Source organism: Herbaspirillum sp. (assembly GCF_035644555.1).
In the GTDB taxonomy this organism is placed as follows: domain Bacteria; phylum Pseudomonadota; class Gammaproteobacteria; order Burkholderiales; family Burkholderiaceae_D; genus Herbaspirillum.
Genome location: NZ_DASQOH010000070.1, coordinates 152333 through 174210 on the forward strand (window position 1 = coordinate 152333; position 21878 = coordinate 174210).

The 21878-nt window shown below is 64.8% G+C and carries 19 protein-coding genes; 7 read left to right on the plus strand and 12 right to left on the minus strand.

Going from position 1 to position 21878, the window contains the following annotated elements; genetic code table 11:
- Nucleotides 1-10 precede the first annotated feature (10 nt).
- The 7 genes from lnt to VE092_RS19680 all read right to left on the minus strand — a co-directional run bounded on the left by lnt (nt 11) and on the right by VE092_RS19680 (nt 8721).
- Complete coding sequence (gene lnt / locus VE092_RS19650) at nt 11-1603, minus strand: apolipoprotein N-acyltransferase (RefSeq protein WP_414653513.1); 1593 nt, start codon at nt 1601-1603, stop codon at nt 11-13.
- A gap of 59 nt (nt 1604-1662) precedes the next feature.
- Nucleotides 1663-2541 carry an HlyC/CorC family transporter gene (locus VE092_RS19655; protein WP_324879676.1) on the minus strand — a complete coding sequence of 293 codons (879 nt, stop codon included), beginning with the start codon at nt 2539-2541 and terminating at the stop codon, nt 1663-1665.
- A gap of 224 nt (nt 2542-2765) precedes the next feature.
- On the minus strand, nt 2766-4421 hold the full coding sequence (locus VE092_RS19660) for a methyl-accepting chemotaxis protein (RefSeq protein ID WP_324879677.1): 1656 nt from the start codon (nt 4419-4421) through the stop codon (nt 2766-2768).
- Nucleotides 4422-4694: 273 nt separating this feature from the next.
- Nucleotides 4695-5150: an rRNA maturation RNase YbeY gene (ybeY, locus tag VE092_RS19665; protein ID WP_324879678.1), complete on the minus strand. Its 456-nt coding sequence runs from the start codon at nt 5148-5150 to the stop codon at nt 4695-4697.
- Nucleotides 5137-6258, minus strand: coding sequence for a PhoH family protein (locus VE092_RS19670; protein ID WP_324879679.1), 1122 nt, complete (start codon nt 6256-6258; stop codon nt 5137-5139). The genes ybeY and VE092_RS19670 overlap by 14 nt, the downstream gene beginning before the upstream one ends.
- A gap of 31 nt (nt 6259-6289) precedes the next feature.
- On the minus strand, nt 6290-7630 hold the full coding sequence (gene miaB, locus VE092_RS19675; RefSeq protein ID WP_324879680.1) for a tRNA (N6-isopentenyl adenosine(37)-C2)-methylthiotransferase MiaB: 1341 nt from the start codon (nt 7628-7630) through the stop codon (nt 6290-6292).
- Between the two features lie 194 nt (nt 7631-7824).
- Nucleotides 7825-8721 (minus strand): LysR family transcriptional regulator, encoded by an 897-nt coding sequence (locus VE092_RS19680; RefSeq protein ID WP_414653514.1) that lies wholly within the window; start codon nt 8719-8721, stop codon nt 7825-7827.
- A 140-nt stretch (nt 8722-8861) separates the two neighbouring features.
- On the opposite strand from VE092_RS19680, the gene VE092_RS19685 reads away from it, so the two are divergent.
- The 6 genes from VE092_RS19685 to VE092_RS19710 all read left to right on the plus strand — a co-directional run bounded on the left by VE092_RS19685 (nt 8862) and on the right by VE092_RS19710 (nt 15445).
- The gene (locus VE092_RS19685; RefSeq protein WP_324879682.1) at nt 8862-9470 is read left to right on the plus strand and encodes a cysteine hydrolase family protein; all 609 of its coding nucleotides are present in this window, start codon (nt 8862-8864) and stop codon (nt 9468-9470) included.
- A 426-nt stretch (nt 9471-9896) separates the two neighbouring features.
- Nucleotides 9897-10514, plus strand: coding sequence for a nucleoside/nucleotide kinase family protein (locus VE092_RS19690; RefSeq protein WP_324879683.1), 618 nt, complete (start codon nt 9897-9899; stop codon nt 10512-10514).
- A 70-nt stretch (nt 10515-10584) separates the two neighbouring features.
- A complete protein-coding gene (locus VE092_RS19695) occupies nt 10585-11541 on the plus strand; it encodes an ABC transporter substrate-binding protein (protein ID WP_324879684.1) in 957 nt (318 codons plus the stop codon).
- Between the two features lie 122 nt (nt 11542-11663).
- Nucleotides 11664-13193: a sugar ABC transporter ATP-binding protein gene (locus VE092_RS19700; protein ID WP_324879685.1), complete on the plus strand. Its 1530-nt coding sequence runs from the start codon at nt 11664-11666 to the stop codon at nt 13191-13193.
- A gap of 12 nt (nt 13194-13205) precedes the next feature.
- Complete coding sequence (locus tag VE092_RS19705; RefSeq protein WP_324879686.1) at nt 13206-14234, plus strand: ABC transporter permease subunit; 1029 nt, start codon at nt 13206-13208, stop codon at nt 14232-14234.
- A 20-nt stretch (nt 14235-14254) separates the two neighbouring features.
- Nucleotides 14255-15445, plus strand: a complete 1191-nt coding sequence (locus tag VE092_RS19710) for an AGE family epimerase/isomerase (RefSeq protein WP_324879687.1) — start codon at nt 14255-14257, stop codon at nt 15443-15445.
- Between the two features lie 29 nt (nt 15446-15474).
- Here VE092_RS19710 and VE092_RS19715 read toward each other — a convergent pair whose 3' ends face one another.
- The 5 genes from VE092_RS19715 to VE092_RS19735 form a co-directional block, all read right to left on the minus strand.
- Entirely contained in the window at nt 15475-16311 is an 837-nt protein-coding gene (locus tag VE092_RS19715) for a TIGR02285 family protein (RefSeq protein WP_324879688.1), read from the minus strand.
- 12 nt (nt 16312-16323) lie between these two features.
- Nucleotides 16324-17748 carry a diguanylate cyclase gene (locus VE092_RS19720; protein WP_324879689.1) on the minus strand — a complete coding sequence of 475 codons (1425 nt, stop codon included), beginning with the start codon at nt 17746-17748 and terminating at the stop codon, nt 16324-16326.
- 299 nt (nt 17749-18047) lie between these two features.
- Nucleotides 18048-18461, minus strand: coding sequence for an extradiol dioxygenase (locus tag VE092_RS19725; protein WP_324879690.1), 414 nt, complete (start codon nt 18459-18461; stop codon nt 18048-18050).
- Between the two features lie 7 nt (nt 18462-18468).
- Nucleotides 18469-19164 carry an SDR family oxidoreductase gene (locus VE092_RS19730; protein WP_324879691.1) on the minus strand — a complete coding sequence of 232 codons (696 nt, stop codon included), beginning with the start codon at nt 19162-19164 and terminating at the stop codon, nt 18469-18471.
- Nucleotides 19165-19201: 37 nt separating this feature from the next.
- Entirely contained in the window at nt 19202-20323 is a 1122-nt protein-coding gene (locus VE092_RS19735; RefSeq protein ID WP_324879692.1) for an alkene reductase, read from the minus strand.
- Nucleotides 20324-20459: 136 nt separating this feature from the next.
- On the opposite strand from VE092_RS19735, the gene VE092_RS19740 reads away from it, so the two are divergent.
- Nucleotides 20460-21395: a LysR family transcriptional regulator gene (locus tag VE092_RS19740; protein WP_324879693.1), complete on the plus strand. Its 936-nt coding sequence runs from the start codon at nt 20460-20462 to the stop codon at nt 21393-21395.
- Nucleotides 21396-21878: the final 483 nt, after the last annotated feature.

Consider the following 21878-nt stretch of genomic DNA (forward strand, 5'->3'; position numbering starts at 1 on the left):
GGCTGCGGGTTCAGTGCCGGATACGCGCGGCCTTGTTGCGTCCCCAGGCCAGCAGCAGCATCAGCAGGGCGATGCCGACGATGAGCTTGTTGCCCAGCAGTATGTAGGGCGTCTGCCCGCCATAGCCCTGCACCTGACCGGTCAGCACACCCCGGGTATAGGGCGTCAGTTCGCTGGTGGCCCCGCCCGGCAGGATCACGGCGGTGGCGCCGGTGTTGGTGGCGCGCAGCATGGGACGACCGGTCTCCAGCGAACGCATCTGCGAAATCTGCAGATGCTGGGGCAGGGCGATGGAATTGCCGAACCAGGCGATGTTGGACAGGTTCAGCAGCACGCTGGCCTCAGGCTGGCCGGCACGGTAGGCCTCGCGCAGCTGGCCGGCGATTTCCTCGCCGAACAGGTCTTCGTAGCAGATGTTGGGCAATACCCACTGCTCTTTCACGCCGAAGGGCGCTTGCACCGGCGCGCCGCGCGTCATGTCGCCCAGCGGGATGTGCATCAGGTCGACGAACCAGCGAAAACCGGTCGGGATGAACTCGCCGAAGGGCACCAGATGGTGCTTGTCATAGCGGTAAGGCATGAGTGCCGAGCCGACGCCGGGACCAAAGCCCAGCACCGAGTTGGCATATTGCTGTGGTCCGTCGGAGAGCGGGATCCCCAGCGCCAGATGACTGCCGCTGAGCTGGGCGAAACGGGCGATACGTTCCAGGTAATCCGGTGGCAACTGCTGCGGCAGCAGCGGGATCGCGGTTTCCGGGGTGGCGATCAGGTCGGCCGGGGCGGCGCTGATCATCTGTTCGTACATGCCCAGCGTGGAGACCAGAGCATCGTTGGAAAACTTCATTTCCTGCGGGATATTGCCCTGCAGGAGGCGTACCGTGATCGGCTGTCCCTGCGGCGCGGTCCATTTCACCAGGCGCAGCGCCACCCCGCCGGCGCACAGCAGCGCCGCCACGCACAGCGGCAGCACGATGCGCTGGCCGGTCCCGGCCACGCCCTTGCGGCACAGACCCATCCACAGCAGGGCCAGGCAGCCGGCGATCAGCGCCGCAATCCAGCCCACCAGATAGACCCCGCCGACCGCGGCGAAGCCGGCCAGCGGTCCGGTGGTATGCGCATAGCCCGAGACCAGCCAGGGGAAGCCGGTCAAGACCCAGCCGCGCAGCCATTCGCTGAGCGCCCACAGGGCCGGCAGCATGAACAGCGCCAGCAGCAGCGGCGAAGACGACCAGCGATTGCGTAGCCAGCCTGCCAGCGCCGTGGCTGCGCCCGCGTACAGCCCCAGGTACAGCGCCAGCAGGCCCACGGCCAGCGCCGCCATCCAGGAGGGCATGCCGCCGTAGTCGTGCATGCTGATGTAGAGCCAGTGCACACCGGCCGCCGCCCAGCCGAAGCCATACAGCCAGCCGCGCAGGAAGTGGCTGCGCACACCGGCCTGTGGTCGGGCCAGCACGCCATGGAACAGCCAGGCCAGTGCCAGGATCTGCAGCGGCCACCACTTGAACGGGGCGAAGGCGAAGACGTTGAGCGCCCCCGCCAGCGCCGGCAGCAGCAGTGCGGCAGTCGCGCCAAGACGGCCGTACGGAGCGGTCCGGCCGCGCAGAGCGGTCGATTCGGGAGAGGCAGGGGAATTCACGCTGGAAAGGCAGGCAGGTCAGGACATCATTCTTCGTCCACCGGCGCCGGCGGCAAGCGCGACACCAGCAGGACGTGCACCTGGCGCGCATCGGCGCGCAGCACTTCGAAATGCAGGCCATCGATATCGAACTCGTCGCCCTTGCGCGGCACCCGGCCGACGTGGTTGGCGACCAGGCCACCGATGGTGTCGGCCTCGTCCTCGGAGAAGCGGCTGCCGACCTCGGTATTGAACTGGGCCAGCTCGGTGAGCGCCTTGACGCGCCAGCGCGGACCGTGCGGGCCGTCCTTCAGGGCCAGCACATTGTCTTCGGCTTCGTCGAAATCGTATTCGTCCTCGATGTCGCCGACGATCTGTTCCAGCACGTCCTCGATGGTGATCAGGCCGGCCACGCCGCCGTATTCGTCGACCACCACGGCCATGTGGTTGCGGTTGGCGCGGAAGTCGCGCAGCAGCACATTGAGGCGCTTGGATTCGGGGATGAAGATGGCCGGACGCAGCATGTCGCGCACGTCGAAGGACTCCTCGGCGTAGTAACGCAGCAGGTCCTTGGCCAGCAGGATGCCGATGACCTTGTCGCGTTCGCCATCGACGGCGGGAAAGCGCGAGTGCGAGGTCGCCAGCACTTCCGGCATCCAGGTCTCGATGGGTTTGGAGATATCGATGGTGTCCATCTGCGAGCGCGGGACCATGATGTCGCGCACGGCCAGGTCGGACACCTGGAACACGCCTTCGATCATCGACAGCGCGTCGGCATCGATCAGGTTGCGCTCGTGGGCGTCATGCAACACTTCGAGCAGTTCTGCCCGGTTCTCGGGCTCGGGGGAAATCAGTGCGGTGAGTCGTTCAAAGAGAGAACGATGGGGTTTAGCGTCAGATTTGACGCTACTAGGGTGATCTTGCATGGCGTTAGGCGCGAGCCCGACGTAGTTTCGAAGAGCCATAGGATACAACAATTATGTGACAAGTCCACTAAAGGGGCCGGTCACGCGCCGGCTGCAGCTCATCCTTGCGCCTGCATTTGCCAACCGGAAATCCGGGTCGGCATTAGCGGCCAGACAAGAAAAAAAGCCGGCATCGCGGATGCCGGCAAGAACTACCTCAGGGAAATCGTTACGGCGGCGTCGGCTCACGCGTAGCTGAGCGCCTCCATCTGCGCGCCGCCGTGGATGGCCGACGGTGCCTGCGGGTCGCGCGGCCGGCCCAGGTCGAGGGCGGCGGGGGCAGCCTGCGCCGGGGAGAGCTTGAACACGCTCACCACATCGGTCAGGGCCTCGGTCTGTTGCTGCATCGAGGCGGCAGCGGCAGCGGCTTCCTCGACCAGGGCAGCGTTCTGCTGGGTGGCCTCGTCGATCAGGGCGACGGCGCTGTTGATCTGTTCCAGGCCGGTGGTCTGTTCGCTGCTGGCGGCGCTGATGTCCTGCACGATCTGGGTCACGCTGGAGATGCTCTTGACCACTTCCTGCATGGTGCTGCCGGCTTCGCCGACCTGCTGTTCACCGGCGGCCACCTTGGCGACCGATTCGTTGATGAGCGCCTCGATCTCCTTGGCGGCGACAGCCGAGCGTTGCGCCAGGGTACGCACTTCGGAGGCCACCACCGCGAAACCGCGGCCTTGCTCGCCGGCCCGGGCCGCTTCCACAGCGGCGTTCAGGGCCAGGATATTGGTCTGGAAGGCGATGCCGTCGATCACGCTGATGATGTCCACGATCTTGTGCGAGGACGCGCTGATGGCATGCATGGTCTCGACCACCCGACCCACGGCGGCGCCACCCCTGGCGGCGACCTGCGAGGCGTTGTCCGCCAGGCGACGGGCTTCGAGGGCATTGTCGGTGGTCTGCTTGACGGTGGCCGTCAGCTGTTCCATGGCCGAGGCGGTTTCCTGCAGCGAACTGGCCTGCTGTTCTGTGCGGTTGGACAGGTCCATGTTGCCGCGCTTGATTTCGTCGGAGGCCACGGCGATGGTGTCGGTGCCATGACGCACTTCACCGACGATGGCCACCAGGCTGTCGTTCATGCCCTTGAGAGCCGCCATCAACTGGCCCAGTTCATCCTTGCTGGTCACTTCGATCTGGCTGCCCAGGTCGCCGGCCTGTACGCTCTGGGCCACGCTCACGGCCTGGGCCAGCGGACGGGAAATGGAGCGCGTCAGCAGCCAGGCGATCAGGCCACCCAGTACCAGGGCCGCCAGGCTGGCGCCCAGCATGGTCCACTTGGCCAGGGTATAGGCGGATTCGGCCTGCTCCACGTTGGCCTGGGAATTGGTACGCAGCAGCTTGCTGAGCTGCTCGACATGGGCGATCACGCGGTTCAGGATGGGCATGCACTCCTTGACCAGTGCGGCGCGCGCGGCATCATTCTGTTGCGAGGTGGCCAGCTTGACGATGTTGACCGCCACCGGCAGGTACTGCGCTTCCAGCTTGCGCAGCTGCTCCAGCATGTCGCGTTCCTGTTGCGAAGTGGCCGGATCCTGCATCAGACGGGTCAGTTCGGCCATGCCCGCATCGATATCCTTTTGCGAGGTCCCCACCAGCGCCAGATCATTCTTCTGTTCCGCGGCTTCGGTCACCAGGGTCAGGTTGCGCGCGGCAATAGCGCGCAGGCCGATGGCGAATTGCACCTTGGACAGGGCTTCCAGCTTGCCCTCGTCAACGGAAGTCAGGAAGACGATGCGATCGTTCAGGCGTGACACCTGCTGCAAGCCGAATGCGGCCACTGCCACCAGCAAGACCAGGATTGCGGCGAAACCCAGGCCAAGGCGATGGCCGATCTTCCAGTTCTTCATGACATCCTCCCCGATGAATTTTGGTATGCACTCATTCTTATCCAACAAGAGCCCGATTCCCATCGGGTTTTTCCTGAAATTGAGGACAAAAAGATGTCAACTAAGCACAGTTAGTTGACGATCGGACACGAAAGAGACACCGGGTTATCACTTTTGCGAAAATAATCGATTTCTGGATGGTCAGACAGACAAGAGCTTGACCGCCGCTGATCCCGGCGGACGAAAAAAAACGGCCTGCCGAGGCAGACCGTAGACGTGGCAGATCAGGCGCGGTCAACGCGCCGCATAGGGATTGTCATAGCCCAGGCCGGCCAGGATTTCTGTTTCCAGCACTTCCATTTCGGTGGCTTCTTCGTCGTCCTCGTGGTCGTAACCTTGTGCATGCAGTACGCCATGCACCACCAGGTGGGCGGTGTGTTCTTCCACGCTCTTTTTCTGTGCGGCCGCTTCCTTCTCCAGCACGTCGGTACAGAAGATGATGTCGGCTTCGGTCACTTCGCTGTCCTCGTCTTCGGTATAGGCAAAGGTCAGCACGTTGGTGGCGTAGTCCTTGCCGCGATAGTCGCGGTTCAGCTCGCGGCCCTCTTCGCTGCCCACGAAGCGCAGCGTCAGTTCGGCCGGTGCGAACAGCGCGGCCTGCACCCAGCGGCGCAGCAGGGGTCGGGTAATGGTCTCTTTGAGGCGGTCGTCGGCATATTGCACCGACAGCGTGAGTTTATGTTTTGGCATTGCGAGGGCGGGCGGACTTGGTCAGAAGGTTGGTGGCGGTGCGGGCAGTGGCGCGCGCGGTATCGGGTTTGTTGTTGCCGGCGGCGTCATACGCATCGACGATGCGTGCCACCAGCGGGTGACGTACCACATCGGCACTGGTGAAGCGCGAGAAGGCGATGCCGCGCACATCGTGCAGCACCGAGATGGCATCGACCAGGCCGCTCTTCTGGCCGTGGTGCAGGTCGACCTGGGTGACGTCGCCGGTGATGACGGCCTTGCTGCCGAAACCGATGCGGGTGAGGAACATCTTCATCTGTTCCGGCGTGGTGTTCTGCGCCTCGTCCAGGATGATGAAGGCGTGGTTCAGCGTACGACCGCGCATGTAGGCCAGTGGCGCGATCTCGATGGCCTGCTTTTCGAACAGCTTCTGGGTGCGATCGAAGCCGAGCAGGTCGTACAGGGCGTCGTACAGCGGACGCAGGTAGGGATCGACCTTCTGCGCCAGGTCGCCGGGCAGGAAACCCAGGCGCTCGCCGGCTTCCACCGCCGGGCGTGTGAGCACGATGCGCTGCACCGCATCGCGCTCCAGCGCATCGACCGCGCAGGCCACGGCCAGATAGGTCTTGCCGGTGCCGGCCGGGCCCACACCGAAGGTGATGTCGTGTTCCAGGATGGCGTTGAGGTATTGGCTCTGGTGCGGCGTACGTCCGCGCAGGTCGTGCTTGCGGGTCTTGAGCACCGGGCTGTCGGGCAGCGGATCCTGGTCTTCCTGGTCCTGGACCGCGGCCGCAGCGGCGGCAGCCTTGCCGCGGCGCGCCGGCAGCGGCGGCAGGCCGGCCTCTTCGTCGGCGGCGGCATTGGCGCGCTGCTCGACCAGGGCCAGCTGGATATCGTCCACCGCCACCGGGCGGTCGGCTTTCTCGTAGAAGCGCTCCAGCACTTCCACCGCGCGCTCGGCATTGGTGCCGGTGACCACGAAGCGGTCGCCGCGACGGAAGATGGTCACATCCAGCGCGGCGGAAATCTGGCGCAGGTTTTCATCGAGCGCGCCGCACAGGTTGGCCAGGCGCCGGTTGTCCAGCGGCTGGGGGGTGAAGTGATGGGGCTGGTTGGGGACTTTTTTCAATGCACGATTCCGGTTAGGGGGGAGTGGATCATCAATGCTGGGTCACGATCTGGCCGCGCAGCGAGAACGGGAAGGCCTCGGTGATGCTGACCTCGATGATCTGGCCGATCAGGCGCTGGCCGTTCGGACCACCATCGAAGTTGACCACGCGGTTGCTTTCGGTACGGCCCTGCAGCTCATGCTCGCGGCGCTTGGAGACGCCTTCGACCAGGATGCGCTGCACCGTGCCGACCTGGGCCGCGCTGATCCTGGCGGCATTCTCGTTGAGCGCGGCCTGCAGACGTTGCAGGCGTTGCAGCTTGACCTCGGCCGGGGTGTCGTCAGGGAGGTTGGCCGCCGGCGTGCCGGGACGGGCACTGAAGATGAAGGAGAAGCTGTTGTCGAAGCCGACATCGGCCACCAGTTTCATCAAGGCCTCGAAGTCTTCCTCGGTCTCGCCGGGGAATCCGACGATGAAGTCCGACTGCACCGTGATGTCCGGGCGCACCTTGCGCATGCGGCGGATCACCGACTTGTATTCCAGCGCCGTATAGCCGCGCTTCATGGCCGCCAGCGTGCGGTCCGAACCATGCTGGGCTGGCAGGTAGAGGTGGTTGCACAGCTTCGGGACCTTGGCATAGGTGTCGATCAGGCGCTGCGAGAATTCCTTCGGATGGCTGGTCACGAAGCGGATGCGCTCGATGCCCGGCAGCTCGGCGATGTACTCGATCAACAGCGCGAAGTCGGCGATCTCGCCATCTTCCATCAGGCCCCGATAGGCGTTGACGTTCTGGCCCAGCAGCATGACTTCCTTGACGCCCTGGTCGGCCAGGCCCGCCACCTCGGTGAGCACATCCTCGAAGCGGCGCGAGACTTCCTCGCCCCGGGTATAGGGCACCACGCAATAGCTGCAATACTTGCTGCAGCCCTCCATGATGGAGACATAGGCACTGGCACCTTCCACCCGTGCCGGCGGCAGGTGGTCAAACTTCTCGATCTCGGGAAAGCTGATGTCTACCTGCGGGCGGCCGCTATAGCGGCGTTCGCTGATCATCTGCGGCAGACGGTGCAGGGTCTGCGGGCCGAACACCATGTCCACGAAAGGCGCGCGCTTGATGATGGCGTCCCCTTCCTGCGAAGCCACGCAGCCACCCACGCCGATGAGCAGGTCGGGATTGTCCTTCTTCAACGCGCGCAGCCGGCCCAGGTCGGAAAACACCTTTTCCTGCGCCTTTTCGCGGATGGAACAGGTGTTGAGCAAGATCACGTCCGCCTCTTCCGGACGGTCGGTCTTGATGAGGCCGTCGGAGGCATTGAGCACGTCGGCCATCTTGTCCGAGTCGTACTCGTTCATCTGGCAGCCGAAGGTTTTGATGAATACTTTTTTCTGCATAAATCTGTTTCAGGCGTAGAGCGCTGGAGAGGCCGCATGGACCCATGCGGGCGCCGGCAAGGAGGAGGGCGGCGGGCCGCTGGAATCTGCTGCTGCAGCGGTGGAGGAGCCCATCCTCGAAGGTTCGCGATTATAGCACCGCAGGCCGCGCCGGGCCGGGCGCAGCCTGCGTGGCAGAGCTTCCGGGGGGTGGCTCAGAGTTCGCTGCAGCAGTCCTGCAGCCACCCCAGCACGGCACGCAGCCGCGGCAGGGCCTTGAGATCGCGGTGGAACACTGCCCATAGCTCGCGCTCCAGCTGTGGCACGGCGTCCACAGTCTGCAGCTCCGGGGCCAGCAGGTAGCTCGGCAGCAGCGCCAGGCCCACGCCAGCGCGCGCGGCCATGCACTGTGCCACCAGGCTGGTGCTGCGAAAACGCACCGGGTTGCCGGCGGCATGGCTGGCGATCCAGCGCGTCTCGGGAATATCGGGTACGCCATCGTCATAGCCGACGAAGGGGGCGGACCGGGGCGCGCGGTGCCAGGCGGCCAGGTTGGCGGGCGTACCGCACAGGTAGAACTTCACCCTCCCCAGCGGGCGCGCAATCAGTTCGCCATCCTGGGGCCGGGCGAAGCGCAGCGCCAGGTCGGCCTCGCGCCGCGCCAGGCTCAGGGTCTGGTGGCCCAGCGCGAATTCCACGTCCAGCGCCGGCCATTGCCGCAATAGTGCCGGCAGGCGCGGCGCCAGGAACAGGGTGCCGATGGCATCGGTGCAGGCCAGGCGCAGCTTGCCTTCCAGTCGCAGGTCTTCGCCGGCCAGGGTACGTGCCAGCTGACGGGTCTGCTCCTGCATGGCGCGGGCGGCCGTGAGCACACTTTCCCCCAGTCGGGTGAGTTCGACATCGTCGGCGCGCCGGATGAACAGCGGCGCCTGCATTGCTGCCTCCAGTTGCTGCAGGCGGCGACCGATGGTGGCGTGGGTCACGCCCAGTGCACGCGCCGCACCGGAAAAGCTGCCGGCGTCGATGAAGGCGGCAAAGCTGCGCAGGCTTTCCCAGTCGGCCTGCAGGGTGGCGGCGGAGGGGGCGGGATGAATGGCTGGGCGGGCTGTCAATTTTTTCACAGGGGGCTGGCGATGGCGGGGAATGGTGGTGCGAATTTTATCGGACTAGGATAGTCCCTCGTCCTGTATGCCGTTTCATTTTTGCTCTCTTTTCCTTTTTCTTTCAACCGTTTCCAGACCAGGAGCCAGCCATGTCCATCCCCCAGACCCTGATCCAGATCGCCGGCGGTACCGCACGCGCGGCCAGCTGGCAGGACGCCGTCCTGCTCATCATCGACCACCAGACCGAATACACCACCGGCCGCGCTCCGCTGGCCGGGATCGACGCCGCCGTGACGCAGATCTCCACCCTGCTGGCCCAGGCCCGCGCAGCGGGCGCGCCGGTGGTGCACGTGCTCCATCATGGCAAGCCGGGCGGCGCCATGTTCGATCCCCAGGGCCCGCATGTGGCCATCATCGACGGCCTGCAGGCCGAGGCCGGCGAACTGCTCGTGCACAAGAGCCTGCCCAACGCCTTTGCCGGCACCACGCTGGACGAAGCGCTGCAGAAGACCGGCCGGCGTGCGCTGATCGTGGCCGGCTTTGCCACCCACATGTGCGTCAGCGCGACCGTGCGCGCGGCGCTCGACCATGGCTATGCCAGCACGGTGGTGGCCGCCGCCTGCGCCACCCGCGACCTGCCCGATCCGCTGGGCGGCCAGCCCCTCACCGCCGCCGAGATCCAGCGCGTGGCGCTGGCCGAGCTGGCCGATCGCTATGCCACGGTCGTGGCCGACGCGGGCGCGCTGGCGTCCGCCTGACACTGCACACGCTGTACGCTCACCCCGGCAATTTGCCAATCGTGGTGGAAAATCGCCGCCGGACGTCCGTCGTCCGGCGGCGATTTTTTATGCGCCGCTTTGGCGTCGCTTATCCATAAGCTGATCGATATCGAATTTTTCCGAAGAAAATTTCATCACGTTGACGACACGGAACTAGCAATAATTAGAAATTCCGAGAAAAAATTCAGGAGCACCACAATCCGGGAGACATAATCGCTTAGTTTGTCGGCTGTCAAAAAAATGATCACTGTCAGCGCGCATGCGGCGCAAATGCCGCTGTATCAAGCACGACAGGGGACCCGATCAAACGCGATGCGGTCGCGCATCACTGCAATTCATTAAGGACGCTGCCCCGGGCGGCCACGCGCTCGCCACCGCGTACCTTAGAAAAAGGATGAGTCGAACATGATTCCGGCACCCTATCGCGACAGGCTCGATGTCCTGCTCGCCCGCGGCACACGCACCCTGCTCGGCCTGGCCGGGCCGCCCGGCAGTGGCAAATCCACGCTGGCGCAGGCCCTGCGCGATCACGCCGGCGAGCGCGCCGTGGTCCTGCCCATGGATGGCTATCACCTGTCCAATGCCGAGCTGGCGCGGCAGGGACGGGCCGATCGCAAGGGTGCCGAGGATACCTTCGACAGCGCCGGCTTCGTCCATCTGCTGACGCGGCTGCGACGGCAGGCGGCCGGTGAGACCGTCTATGCTCCGCTATTCGTGCGCGAGCTGGAGGAAGCCATCGCCGGCAGCATCGCCATCGCCACCGATATCCCGCTCATCATCGCCGAAGGCAACTACCTGCTGCTCGACCAGGGTCCCTGGGCGCAGGTGCGTCCGTTGCTCGATGAGGTCTGGTATGTCGAGGTCGATCCCGCGCTGCGGGTGCAACGCCTGGTGGCGCGCCACGTGCAGTTCGGCCGCAGTCATGCCGACGCCGAGGCCTGGGTGAAGCGCAGCGACGAAGCCAATGCCGCCCTGATCGAGACCACCCGCGGGCGGGCGGACCGCGTTTTCCGCTGGGACTGACGTCCCGGCATCGATGTGAGCAACATGCCTTATCGGCGACCCGCCAACCCCTAGAATAACGGAGACAAGCATGATCAGAACCCCCCTCGCCATCGCCTGCGCCACCCTCGCGCTGAACGCCATCGCCCTCGCCGCCACCGCCCAGGCGGCGGACAAGCCGCTGAAATCGGTCGGTGTCACCCTGGGCGACCTTGCCAATCCCTTCTTCGTGGCCATCGCCAAGGGGGCCGAAAGCGGGGCGCACAAGATCAACCCCGATGCACGGGTGACCGTGGTGTCCTCCAAGTACGACCTCAACACCCAGGTCGGACAGATCGAAAACTTCATCGCCAACAAGGTCGACATGATCGTGCTCAATGCGGCCGATTCCAAGGGCGTCGGCCCGGCCGTGAAGAAGGCCAGGAAGGCCGGTATCGTGGTGGTGGCGGTGGACGTGGCCGCCGAGGGTGCGGATGTCACCGTGATGTCGGACAACACCATGGCCGGGGCCGAATCCTGCGGGTTCATCGCCGACAGGCTGCAGGGCAAGGGCAACGTGGTCATCGTCAATGGCCCGCCGGTCTCGGCCGTCATCGACCGGGTCAGTGGTTGCAAGGCCGAGTTCAAGAAGTCGCCCGGCATCAAGATCCTCTCCGACAACCAGAACGCCGGCGGCAGCCGCGATGGTGGCATGACCACCATGTCCAACCTGCTGGCCGCGCACGGCAAGATCGACGGCGTCTTCGCCATCAACGATCCCACCGCCATTGGTGCGGAACTGGCGATCCGACAGGCCAAGCGCAGCGACATCAAGGTCATCAGCGGCGTCGATGGTGCGCCCGATGCCGAGCGCGCCCTGAAGGACGGCAAGTCGCTGTTCGCCGCCTCGCCGGCCCAGGATCCGTACGGCATGGCGGCCGAAAGCGTGGCCATCGGCTATCAGCTCATGAACGGCCGCGCTCCCGAGAAGAACGTCAAGCTGTTGCCGGTGAAGCTCATCACCCGCGACAACGTGGCCGACTACAAGGGCTGGGTCCCGGCCAACTGATGCCGGACACGTACCGGCCTGCCGTGGCCGTGGCAGGCCGGTGCGTTCTCTGTTCGCTCCGTTTTCCGCCGCTGCTGCAGCGTTGCCGCGCCTGGCCGGCGTCACTGTTTCCATGAGCACCCATGACTTCCACCCCCCTGTTGCAGATGACCGGCATCAGCAAGTCCTTCGGGGCCACGCGCGCCCTGTCGGCGATGCACCTGACCATCTACCCCGGTGAAATCCACGCCCTCATGGGCGAGAACGGCGCCGGCAAGAGTACCCTGATGAAAGTGCTGTCCGGTGTGCATGCCCCGGATGGTGGCGAGATCCTGCTCGACGGCAAGCCGCTGTCCCTGCGCGACCCCGGCGCCAGCCGTGCCGCCGGCATCAACCTGATCTATCAGGAACTGGCGGTGGCGCCCAACATCAGCGTGGCGGCCAATATCTTCATGGGCAGCGAGCTGCGTACCCGCTGGGGCCTGATCGACCACGCCGCCATGCGGCAGCGCACCGATGCCGTGCTGGCCCAGCTGGGGGCGGGCTTTCGCGCCGCCGACCGGGCCGGACGATTGTCCATCGCCGAGCAGCAGCAGGTCGAAATCGCGCGCGCCCTGATACATCGCAGCCGCATCGTCATCATGGACGAGCCCACGGCAGCGCTCTCCGAGCGCGAGACCGAGAACCTCTTCAAGGTGGTACGGCGGCTGCGCGACGAAGGCCTGGCCATCATCTACATCAGCCATCGCATGGCCGAGGTGCATGCCCTGGCAGACCGCGTGACGGTGCTGCGCGATGGCAGCTTCGTCGGCGAGCTGGGGCGTCAGGACATCGACGCCGAGCGCATCGTGCAGATGATGGTCGGTCGTTCGCTGGGCGAGTTCTACCAGCATCGCCGGCTGCCGCCGGAGCAGGCGGCGATATTGCCGACCGTGCTGGAGGTGCGCGGCCTGGCCGGCAGCAAGGTCAGGCCGGCCTCCTTCGTGCTGCGTTCCGGCGAGGTGCTGGGCTTTGCCGGGCTGGTGGGGGCCGGTCGTACCGAACTGGCGCGCCTGCTGTTCGGGGCCGATGCCGGCAGCGGTGGCCAGGTACTGCTGGATGGTCGGCCATTGCAGATCGACAGTCCGCGCGCGGCCATGCGGGCCGGCATTGCCTATGTGCCGGAAGACCGCAAAGGTCAGGGCCTGTTTCTGCAGATGGCGGTCGCCGCCAACGCCACCATCAACGTCGCCGGGCGTTTCACGCGGCTGGGCTTGTTGCGCGGCCGCGCCATGCGCCAGGTGGCGCAAGCCTTGATACGTCGCCTCAACGTCAAGGTGGCGCACCCCGATATCGCCGTGGGCAAGCTCTCCGGCGGCAACCAGCAGAAGGTGCTGCTGGCGCGCTGGCTGGAGATCGCCCCGCGTGTGCTGATCCTGGACGAGCCTACGCGGGGTGTGGATATCTATGCCAAGAGTGAGATCTATCAACTTGTCCACAGGCTGGCCGAACAGGGCGTGGCAGTGGTGGTCATCTCCAGCGAACTGCCGGAAGTCATCGGCATTTGCGATCGCGTGCTGGTCATGCGCGAAGGCAGCATCACGGGCGAACTGGCCGGTGCCGACATGACCCAGGAAAACATCATGCGCCTGGCCACCGATACCGCCGGCACGTCCCTCCAACCCTCCCTCTGATTGCATCGACCCATGGCTGAACTCTCTTCCGAGCATGACCCCGAGGCCGGCGCTCCGTCCCGCGGCCGCCACGCTTCCCGTAGCCGCCAATGGCTGCTGCACCGCCTGGGCATGCTGCCTGTACTGGTGGTGCTGTACCTGCTGTTCTACGCCCTGACGATCTACCTCAGCGGCGATGGCAGCTCCAATTTCGCCAGCGCCGAAAACACCATGAACATCCTGCGCCAGGTCGCCATCAACCTGGTGCTGGCGGCCGGCATGACCTTTGTCATCCTGACCGCCGGCATCGACCTGTCGGTGGGCTCGGTGCTGGCGGTCTCGGCGGTGCTGGGCATGCAGGTTTCCCTGGGGGCCGCACCGGGCTGGTCGATTCCGGTCTTTGTCGTCTCCGGCCTGGTCATGGGCCTGGTCAACGGCGCCATGGTGGCCTTCCTCAACATCAATGCCTTCGTGGTGACGCTGGGTACCATGACGGCCTTCCGCGGGGCGGCCTATCTGCTGGCCGATGGCACAACGGTCCTGAACAACGACATTCCCAGCTTCGAATGGATCGGCAATGGCGATTTCCTGCACGTGCCCTGGCTGATCTGGCTGGCACTGGCAGTGGTGCTGCTGTCCTGGGTAATCCTGCGCAAGACCGTGCTGGGCATGCACATCTACGCCATCGGCGGCAATCTGCAGGCGGCGCGCCTGACCGGTATCCGCGTGGCGCTGGTGCTGCTGTTCGTGTATGCCATCAGCGGCCTGTTCTCGGGGCTGGCCGGGGCCATGTCGGCCAGCCGCCTGTATGGCGCCAACGGCAACTGGGGCAGTGGCTATGAACTCGATGCCATCGCTGCCGTGGTGCTGGGCGGTACCAGCCTGATGGGTGGCGTGGGGACCATCTGGGGGACCGTGGTGGGGGCGCTGATCATCGGCGTCATGAACAACGGGCTGACCATACTCGGCCTGTCCTCGTTCTGGCAATACGTGGCCAAGGGCGCGGTGATCGTGCTGGCCGTGATTCTGGACAAATGGCGCCAGAAGGATGCCGTCCAATGAATTCCCGACAAGGAGCCAGCATGGCCTCTCCCGATTTCGAAAGCCGTCGTTTCCTGCAGTCGCACATGGCCGATATCCTGGACTTCTACGACCGGCATGCGCTTGATCCACGCGGCGGCTTCTTCCACTATCTCAAGGATGACGGCAGCGTCTACGAGCGCGCGCATCGACACCTGGTCAGTGCCACACGGCTGGTATTCACACAGGCGATGGCCTACACCCACAGCTGCGAAGAGCGCTATCTGGAACAGGCGCGGCACGCCCTCTCGCACCTGGAACGCTTTCGCCATGCGCGCGGTCCGCTGGCCGGCCTGTATGCCTGGACCGTGCGCAACGGCCGGATCGAGGATGGCACCGTCATGGCCTATGGCCAGGCCTTCGTGTTGCTGGCCTATGCCCATGCGCATCGTATCGGCCTGAGCCAGGCGCAGGAGGTGGAGCAGGCATTCGAGCGCATGGAAGCGGCCTTTTTCGAAGCCGACCAGCGCGCCTATGCCGACGAGATCACCCCGTCCGGCGAACTGCTGGCTTATCGCGGGCAGAATGCCAACATGCACATGTGCGAAGCCTGCCTGGCCGCCTATTCGGCCACCGGCCAGGTGCGCTACCTGGAGCGCGCTCGCCTGCTGATCGAGCGCTTCGTCTTCGACCTGGCACGACAGACCCAGGGGCTGGTATGGGAGCACTATCACCAGGACTGGTTGCCGGACCACGACTACAACCGCGGCAATCGCGACAACATCTTCAAGCCCTGGGGATTCCAGACCGGTCACCAGACCGAATGGGCCAAGCTGCTGTTGATCGCCCACGCCATCGATGCCCGGCCCGACTACGTCATGCGTGCCGCCGAGCTGCAGCGGGCGGCCTGGGTGCACGGCTGGGATGGCGAGCACGGCGGCCTGATCTATGGCTTCGATCCGGCCCGGCAGCCCTACGACAGCGACAAGTATTTCTGGGTCCAGGCCGAATCCCTGGCCAGTGCCTGGCGCCTGTGGCGGGTCACCGGCGAGCCGGAATTCCGCCGGCAGTATCAGGCGATCTGGGCCTGGAGCTGGGAGCACATGGTCGATCACCAGTATGGTGCCTGGTTCCGCATCCTCGGCGCCGACGGCCGCAAGCTGGAAGATACCAAGTCGCCCGCCGGCAAGGTCGACTACCACACCATGGGGGCCTGCTGGGATGTGCTGGAGGCGGGTGGTCTGCGTCCCTAGGACCGGGATCGGGGCAAGCGGCCGGGTACTCAGGGGATCTTCAGGAAGACCTTGTCATAGATCTTGCGGATTTCCGCCACCGACTGCGGATCGTGCCATTTCTCCACAATGGCACGGTAGGACGGCTGTGCGCGCTTGACCAGCAGCACCTGGTTGACCTGTTCCACCACCTGTCGGCCCCATTCGGTGCGCGGGCACATCACGCGGTTGAAGACCACTTCGCTGGCCTCCTGCATCGGCAGGGCCACCAGCATCCCGGGCTGGCCCATGGCGCGTGCCTGTTCGAAGGCCAGCAACGGCAATTCGATCATGTAGTCGATCCGGCCGGCCAGTAGCATGCCGATCGATTCCACCTGTTCCGAATAGTTTTCCCTAGGCGGATAGGCAGCCAGGAGCTTGTCTACCGTGGGGCTGTAGGAGCGATCGCGCATGACCGAGGTCGTCAGTCGCGGATTCTGCAGCAGGGCCTGCAGCGAGAGCTTGCCCTTGAACTCGTCGAGCCGGTCGCGCCGGACGATGATGCGCAGCGGCAGGAAGATCGAGGTCGGCAGCGAGAGATAACCGACCTTTTCGCGCTCCGGTGTCTTGAGCATGCCGTTGTAGCACCAGTGGCTGCCCTTGCGGATCTCGCTGTTGATGCGCGGGAAGGGCGCTTCCAGTTCCACATGCTCGTACTGCGGCAATGCGGTCTTGATGATGTCCAGCGTCAGGTCGAAGATGCCCTGGTGCGCGTATTCACCGCTACGGATCATGTAGGGCGGCACGTTGTACTTGCCCCAGACGATCTGGTCGGCCGCCCGGGCCGGTGGCAGCGCGGCGCCCATTAGCAGGCCGCAGACGAGGAAAGGGAGAGCGCGGAAGGACATGCGTGGCTTTCTTCAGGCAGGGGGCGGAGCAGGGGAGGGTATCGGCGGCGGCGCCAGCAGGACCCGGTTGCGCCCTTGCGTCTTGGCCAGGTACAGCGCGGTATCGGCGGCCTGCAGCAAGGTTTCCAGTCGCGCCTGCGGATGCGAGGGGATGCACGATGCCACGCCGCCGCTGATGGTGATGCGGCCCAGCACCGAGCCGGCATGCGGCAGCGCCAGGGCATGGATGGCATCGCATATGCGCTGCACGATCTGCAGGCCGCGCTGGCCATCCGTATCACCGGCGATCACGGCGAATTCCTCGCCGCCATAGCGCGCCACGGTTTCACCGGCGCGGCATACGGTGTCGCGCATGGTCTGGGCCACCTGGCGCAGCACGGCGTCGCCGGCCACATGGCCGTAGTGATCGTTGTAGGGCTTGAACCAGTCCACATCGATGAAGGCCACCGTCAGCGGCTTGGCGTGACGCAGGCTGCGCCGCCATTCCTGCGCCAGCGTCTCGTCGAAGCTGCGCCGGTTGGGGATGCCGGTGAGACCATCGGTCAGACTGAGCGAACGCAGCTGTTCATTGGCCTGTGCCAGGTCGCGCGTGCGTTCGGCAATACGCAGCTCCAGCGACTTGTTGAGGACGCGCAGCGATTCCTTTTCCTGTTCCAGCTGGGCATACAGGGCGCGATTCTGGATGGTATGGCTGCGCAGGTTGGCCAGCATGGCATTGATGGCGTCGGCCAGGAAATGCAGCTCATGACGCCGCTTGCCGGGCAGGGCGATGCTCTGCGGCGAATCCGGCAGGTCCGGCCGGTTCAGATCCTGGCGACGCACGAAGCCGGACAGGCGGGTGATCGGCCGGCCCAGCCAGCGATTGAAGACGTAGAGGAAGATGAACCACAATACCAGCGTCTTGATCACCGAGTTGATCAGGATCAGCGTAAAGCCATAGGCCACTTTCTGGATCACCACATGACGGCTGGAATACACGGTCCAGGAACCGATGTCGTGGGTCACGCCATGTTCGTCGCGATACAGGATGGGGAAGCGATGACTGGTGGCGGCGTTGAGGAAGCCGGTGCGCACCGGGCTGCGCGCACCGTCGGCATCGACATGGATCTGTCTGCCTTCGTGATCGACGATATTGCCCTGTGCCATCACCAGCCGCCCTTGAGGATCCTCGATCTTCACCCCCGTCACCACCGGCAGGTTGCTGATGCCGCGCAGCGTGGCCTGTTGCACGTCGCCCTGGAAGCGCCAGGTGGAACTGGCCAGGCTGGCGCCGAAGGTCAGGTCCATCGCGCGCAGTTCATTGTCCACGCCGGATTGCGTATGTTCGTATTCGGCACCGAGTTGCAGGCAGGTGACGATCAGCGTCACCAGGAAGTAGCTCCCGAAGATGATGCGCAGCAGATGGACCGCCAGGGAATTCTTGGAGAGCAGATTCATGTTCTTGCGAGGGGGGAGGCCCTGCTCAGCAGTGAGAGCGTCGGCGTGCGCCCGCAGCGGATCCCGTAGTCCCGTGCTGTGTCCCGCCGGGCGGGCGGGTGTGCGCTAGCAAGGCAGAATGCTGCCCCATGGAATTTCCTCCCCCGCTGGAATGTGGACGGGCAGCCTGAAGACCGCCCGGTGTACGGGGTAAATTCTAACAGTTCGGTTTTGTGGAATCGCCGGTGATGTCGGCTAAATTGTGCCCGCCAAGCTCATCGGCGGGAGGGTTGATGAGGATTGCGGCGCCATTGCGCAATTCAGACCAGGTGATGGGCGGCGATCACGAACTCGACCGTCACGCCAGGAGCCGGCCTTACGAACAGCTGCCGTTCCTGCAAGGCCTCTATGGTCGTGACGTGATAAGGCAGCTGCCGTGCCTGCAGACGTTGCAGTAGCGCCTGCCACTGAGGACCATCGTCGATGCGCAGCGCCAGGTGGTCGATACGGGGCAGCCAGAGCGCGCCGCTGTTGATGCTGCTGGTGCCGTCGCCCCGTGTGGCAGGGTCGCCGCGTTCGATGAGATGCAGCAGCGCTTGCCCGCCGAGGTAGAGCCAATGGCCGGCGCTGCCCAAGGGCGGCCTTGCGCCCTCGGTGAGACCGGCGACCTCCACGAAGAAGCGCCGCAGTGCGCTGCAGTCGGCGGCCACGATGGTGATATGGTCCAGACGCATACGCCGCCTACAGCAGACCGCCGCCATCGACATCGACCACGCTGCCGGTCATGAAACCGTTCTGCATCAGCAGCAGGTAGGCCTGCGCCAGATCCGCGCCCTGGCCGACGCGACCCACCGGCAACTTGGCGCCGGCGCGTTCGGCCATGGCCTGGCGCTCGGCCTCGCTCATCTCGCCCCACATGCCGCTCTCGACCATGCCCGGGCTGACCACGTTCACGCGCAGCGGGGCCAGTTCCTTGGCCAGGGTCTTGGCCAGGATTTCGGTGGCGGCGTTCATGGTGGCCTTCACCAGCGCACCCGGTGCCGCCTTGCGCGCCAGCAGTCCCGAGGTGAACGTGATGGACCCATTGCTGCGCAGATAGGGCAGGGCCTGCTGCGCGGCGCGTAACTGGCCGAAGAACTTGATGTTGAATGCGGCCGTGGCATCGGCCAGCCTGAGCTCGGCCAGCCGTGCCGAGCCGATCACCGGACCGGCCGTGACCACCAGGTGGTCGAAGGCACCGACGCCGGCGAACAGTTGCGCCACCGAATCGTCGTCACCGATATCGACCCGGGCCGTGGCGATGTGGGAAGGAAAGCCGGCCGGTGCAGCGCGGCGACCGGCCACGGTGACCCGTGCACCGGCGGCAGCGGCCTGTTCGGCGACGGCACGACCGATGCCGGTCAGGCCACCGATGACGATGATGTTCTGGTCTTTCATGATGAGCTTCCTTGACGATGTCGATGGTGGGAGAGGTTCATGCCAGGGCCGCAGTGGCAGCCGGCAGGGCGGGGTAGTCGGTATAGCCGACCTCGGTCCCGCCGAACAGCGTGGCACCGTCGAAGTCGGCCAGGGGCAAGTCTTCGGTCAGGCGGCGTGGGAAGTCGGGGTTGGCGACGAAGGGGCGACCGAAGGCCACCAGGTCGGCATAGCCGTGTTCCAGCACCCATTGGGCGCGCGCCTTGTCATAGTTGCCGGCCACGATGATGGGGTTGCTGAACCGCTCGCGCAGTTGCCGGCGGAACTGTTCCGTCACCACCGGTGCATCGTCCCAGTCGGCTTCCACCAGGTGCAGGTAGGCGATGTCACGTTGCTGCAGCCAGGCCGCTGCATCCAGGATGGTCGGCAGGATGTCCGGGCAATCCATGCCGCGTGCTGTCAGGAACGGAGCCAGGCGGATCGCGGTGCGATGCGCGCCGACTTCATCGGCCACCGCTTCCACCACCTCCTTCAGGAAGCGCAGGCGGTTCTGGCGCGAACCGCCGTATTCATCGGTACGGACGTTGGAGGTGGTGCGCAGGAACTGGTCCACCAGGTAACCGTTGGCACCGTGGATTTCGACGCCATCGAAACCGGCCGCCATGGCGTTGCGCGCGGCGCGGCGGAAGTCCTCGACAATCGCCTTGATCTCCTCGCGTTGCAAGGCCCGCGGAGTCGGGCTGGCGACCATGCCGCCCTGGCCGGTGACGGGATCGACCTTCCAGATCTGGCCGTCGAAGGGCAGGGCCGAAGGCGCGACCGGCAGCGCACCGTCGTGGAAATCCGGATGCGACATGCGGCCCACATGCCACAGCTGCAGGAAGATGCGGCCACCGGCGCGATGCACCGCTTCGCTGACCAGGCGCCAGCCGGCGACCTGCTCGGGGCTGTAGATGCCAGGAGTAAAGGAATAGCCCTTGCCCTGCGGCGAAATCTGCGAGGCCTCGGTGACGATCAGCGCGGCCGAGGCCCGCTGGGCATAGTGCAAGGCATTCATGGCGTTGGGAATGTCGCCCGGTTGCGAACTGCGCGCCCGGGTCATGGGCGCCATCACGATGCGGTGGGGGAGTGAAAGATGGCCCACGGTCAGCGGTGCCAGCAGGGAGGTCGGGGTTTGCATGAAAGACTCCAAAAAGGGGCGAGACGATCAAAGGGTTCATCGAAGGGTTTAAGAGCTGATGGAGGTCATTATGCGAACTGCATTGGAATTTGATAATTGGTCTAGTATTTGAATAATTATCAAATGGAGCAGAATAATGGCGGCGCAAAACCTGGGTGATATCCGACTCTTCGTGGAGGCCGCCGGCCTGGGCAGTCTGTCAGCAGCGGGGCGCAAGATCGGCCTGTCCCCGGCGGCGGCCAGCGCCCGACTGGTCAAGCTGGAAGCCGAGCTGAACACCCGGCTCTTCGAGCGCACCACGCGTCGCCTGCGGCTGACCGCCGAGGGAGCGCTCTATCTTTCGCCCTGCCAGCAAGCGCTGGCCGCGCTGGATGACGCGCAAGCAGCCTTGCAGGCCGGTCGCAGCGCGGTGAGCGGCAAGTTGCGTATCGCCGCCACCTCGGACTTCGGTCGCCATGTCCTGCAGGGATGGCTGGAAGAGTTCAATGCCTTGCACCCCCAGATCACGCTGGCCCTGGTCCTGGGCGACACGATCAGCAATCTCCTGCAGGACGATCTGGACCTGGCGATCCGTTTCGGCGTCCCGCAGAACAGTTCGATGGTGGCCCGCCCGCTGGCGCCGAACCGGCGCGTGCTATGTGCGGCGCCGTCCTACCTGGCCGGCCGCCCCGTGCCGGAACAGCCGGCCGACCTGCAAGAGCTGGACTGCATCGTCCTGCTCAGCGCCAGCGGCCCGGCCAACGCGTGGCGCTTCGAGCGCGATGGTCACGAGCAGACCTATACGGTGCCTACCGCGACCGCGCGGGAAACCAATGACGGTGCCCTGGCCCGACAGTGGGCCATCGAGGGGCGGGGCCTGGTGATGAAATCGGTCTGGGACGTCGCTGCCGACCTGCGCGCCGGCCGCCTGCTGCCGGTGCTGCCGCAATGGCGCGCCCCGGAGGCGCCGGTGCACGCGCTGTACCAGCGCACACGCTATATGGCGCCGCGTGTGCGGGCCTTGCTGGATTTCCTGGTGGAGCGGTTCGCGCGCGAGGGTGGGGAGATGGCAGCGCTGATCGATCGGCGTTAATGCCTTCGCGGGACATTGGGAAGCAACCATCTCCCGTGCAAACAGAGGAAGGCGGAGAACCTGATTTTCGACGAGTGATCTTGCGGAAGAGGGACCGACGTCGTCCTGGCCGCCGTAGGGCCCGTGCCGATCGTGGCGTAAAAGGCGTCGGGAAACCCTTCCCGACCATCACGAAGTTACGTAATTGGCAATCAGCTGTAGCGTCAAAAGCACAGCGCCAGTGTTGTGCAATTATAATCGGGATATTGCGGGATTTTTCAGCTGATTGTCATGAAAGATCCTTTGAATTAAATAATCATGCACTCCAGTAAAATTGAGAAAATTCTTATAAATTACATGTAAGATCGCTCAAAAGTAGTCAAATATCCGATTTCCCGTCTTGTGAATTTGTGATTTTTCCTCAATGCCAAGAATTTTGTCTCATATTCCGGGATCAATTTAGGCGGAAAAAGACGACGCCTTCGTCGTCTTGAAGATCTGCTT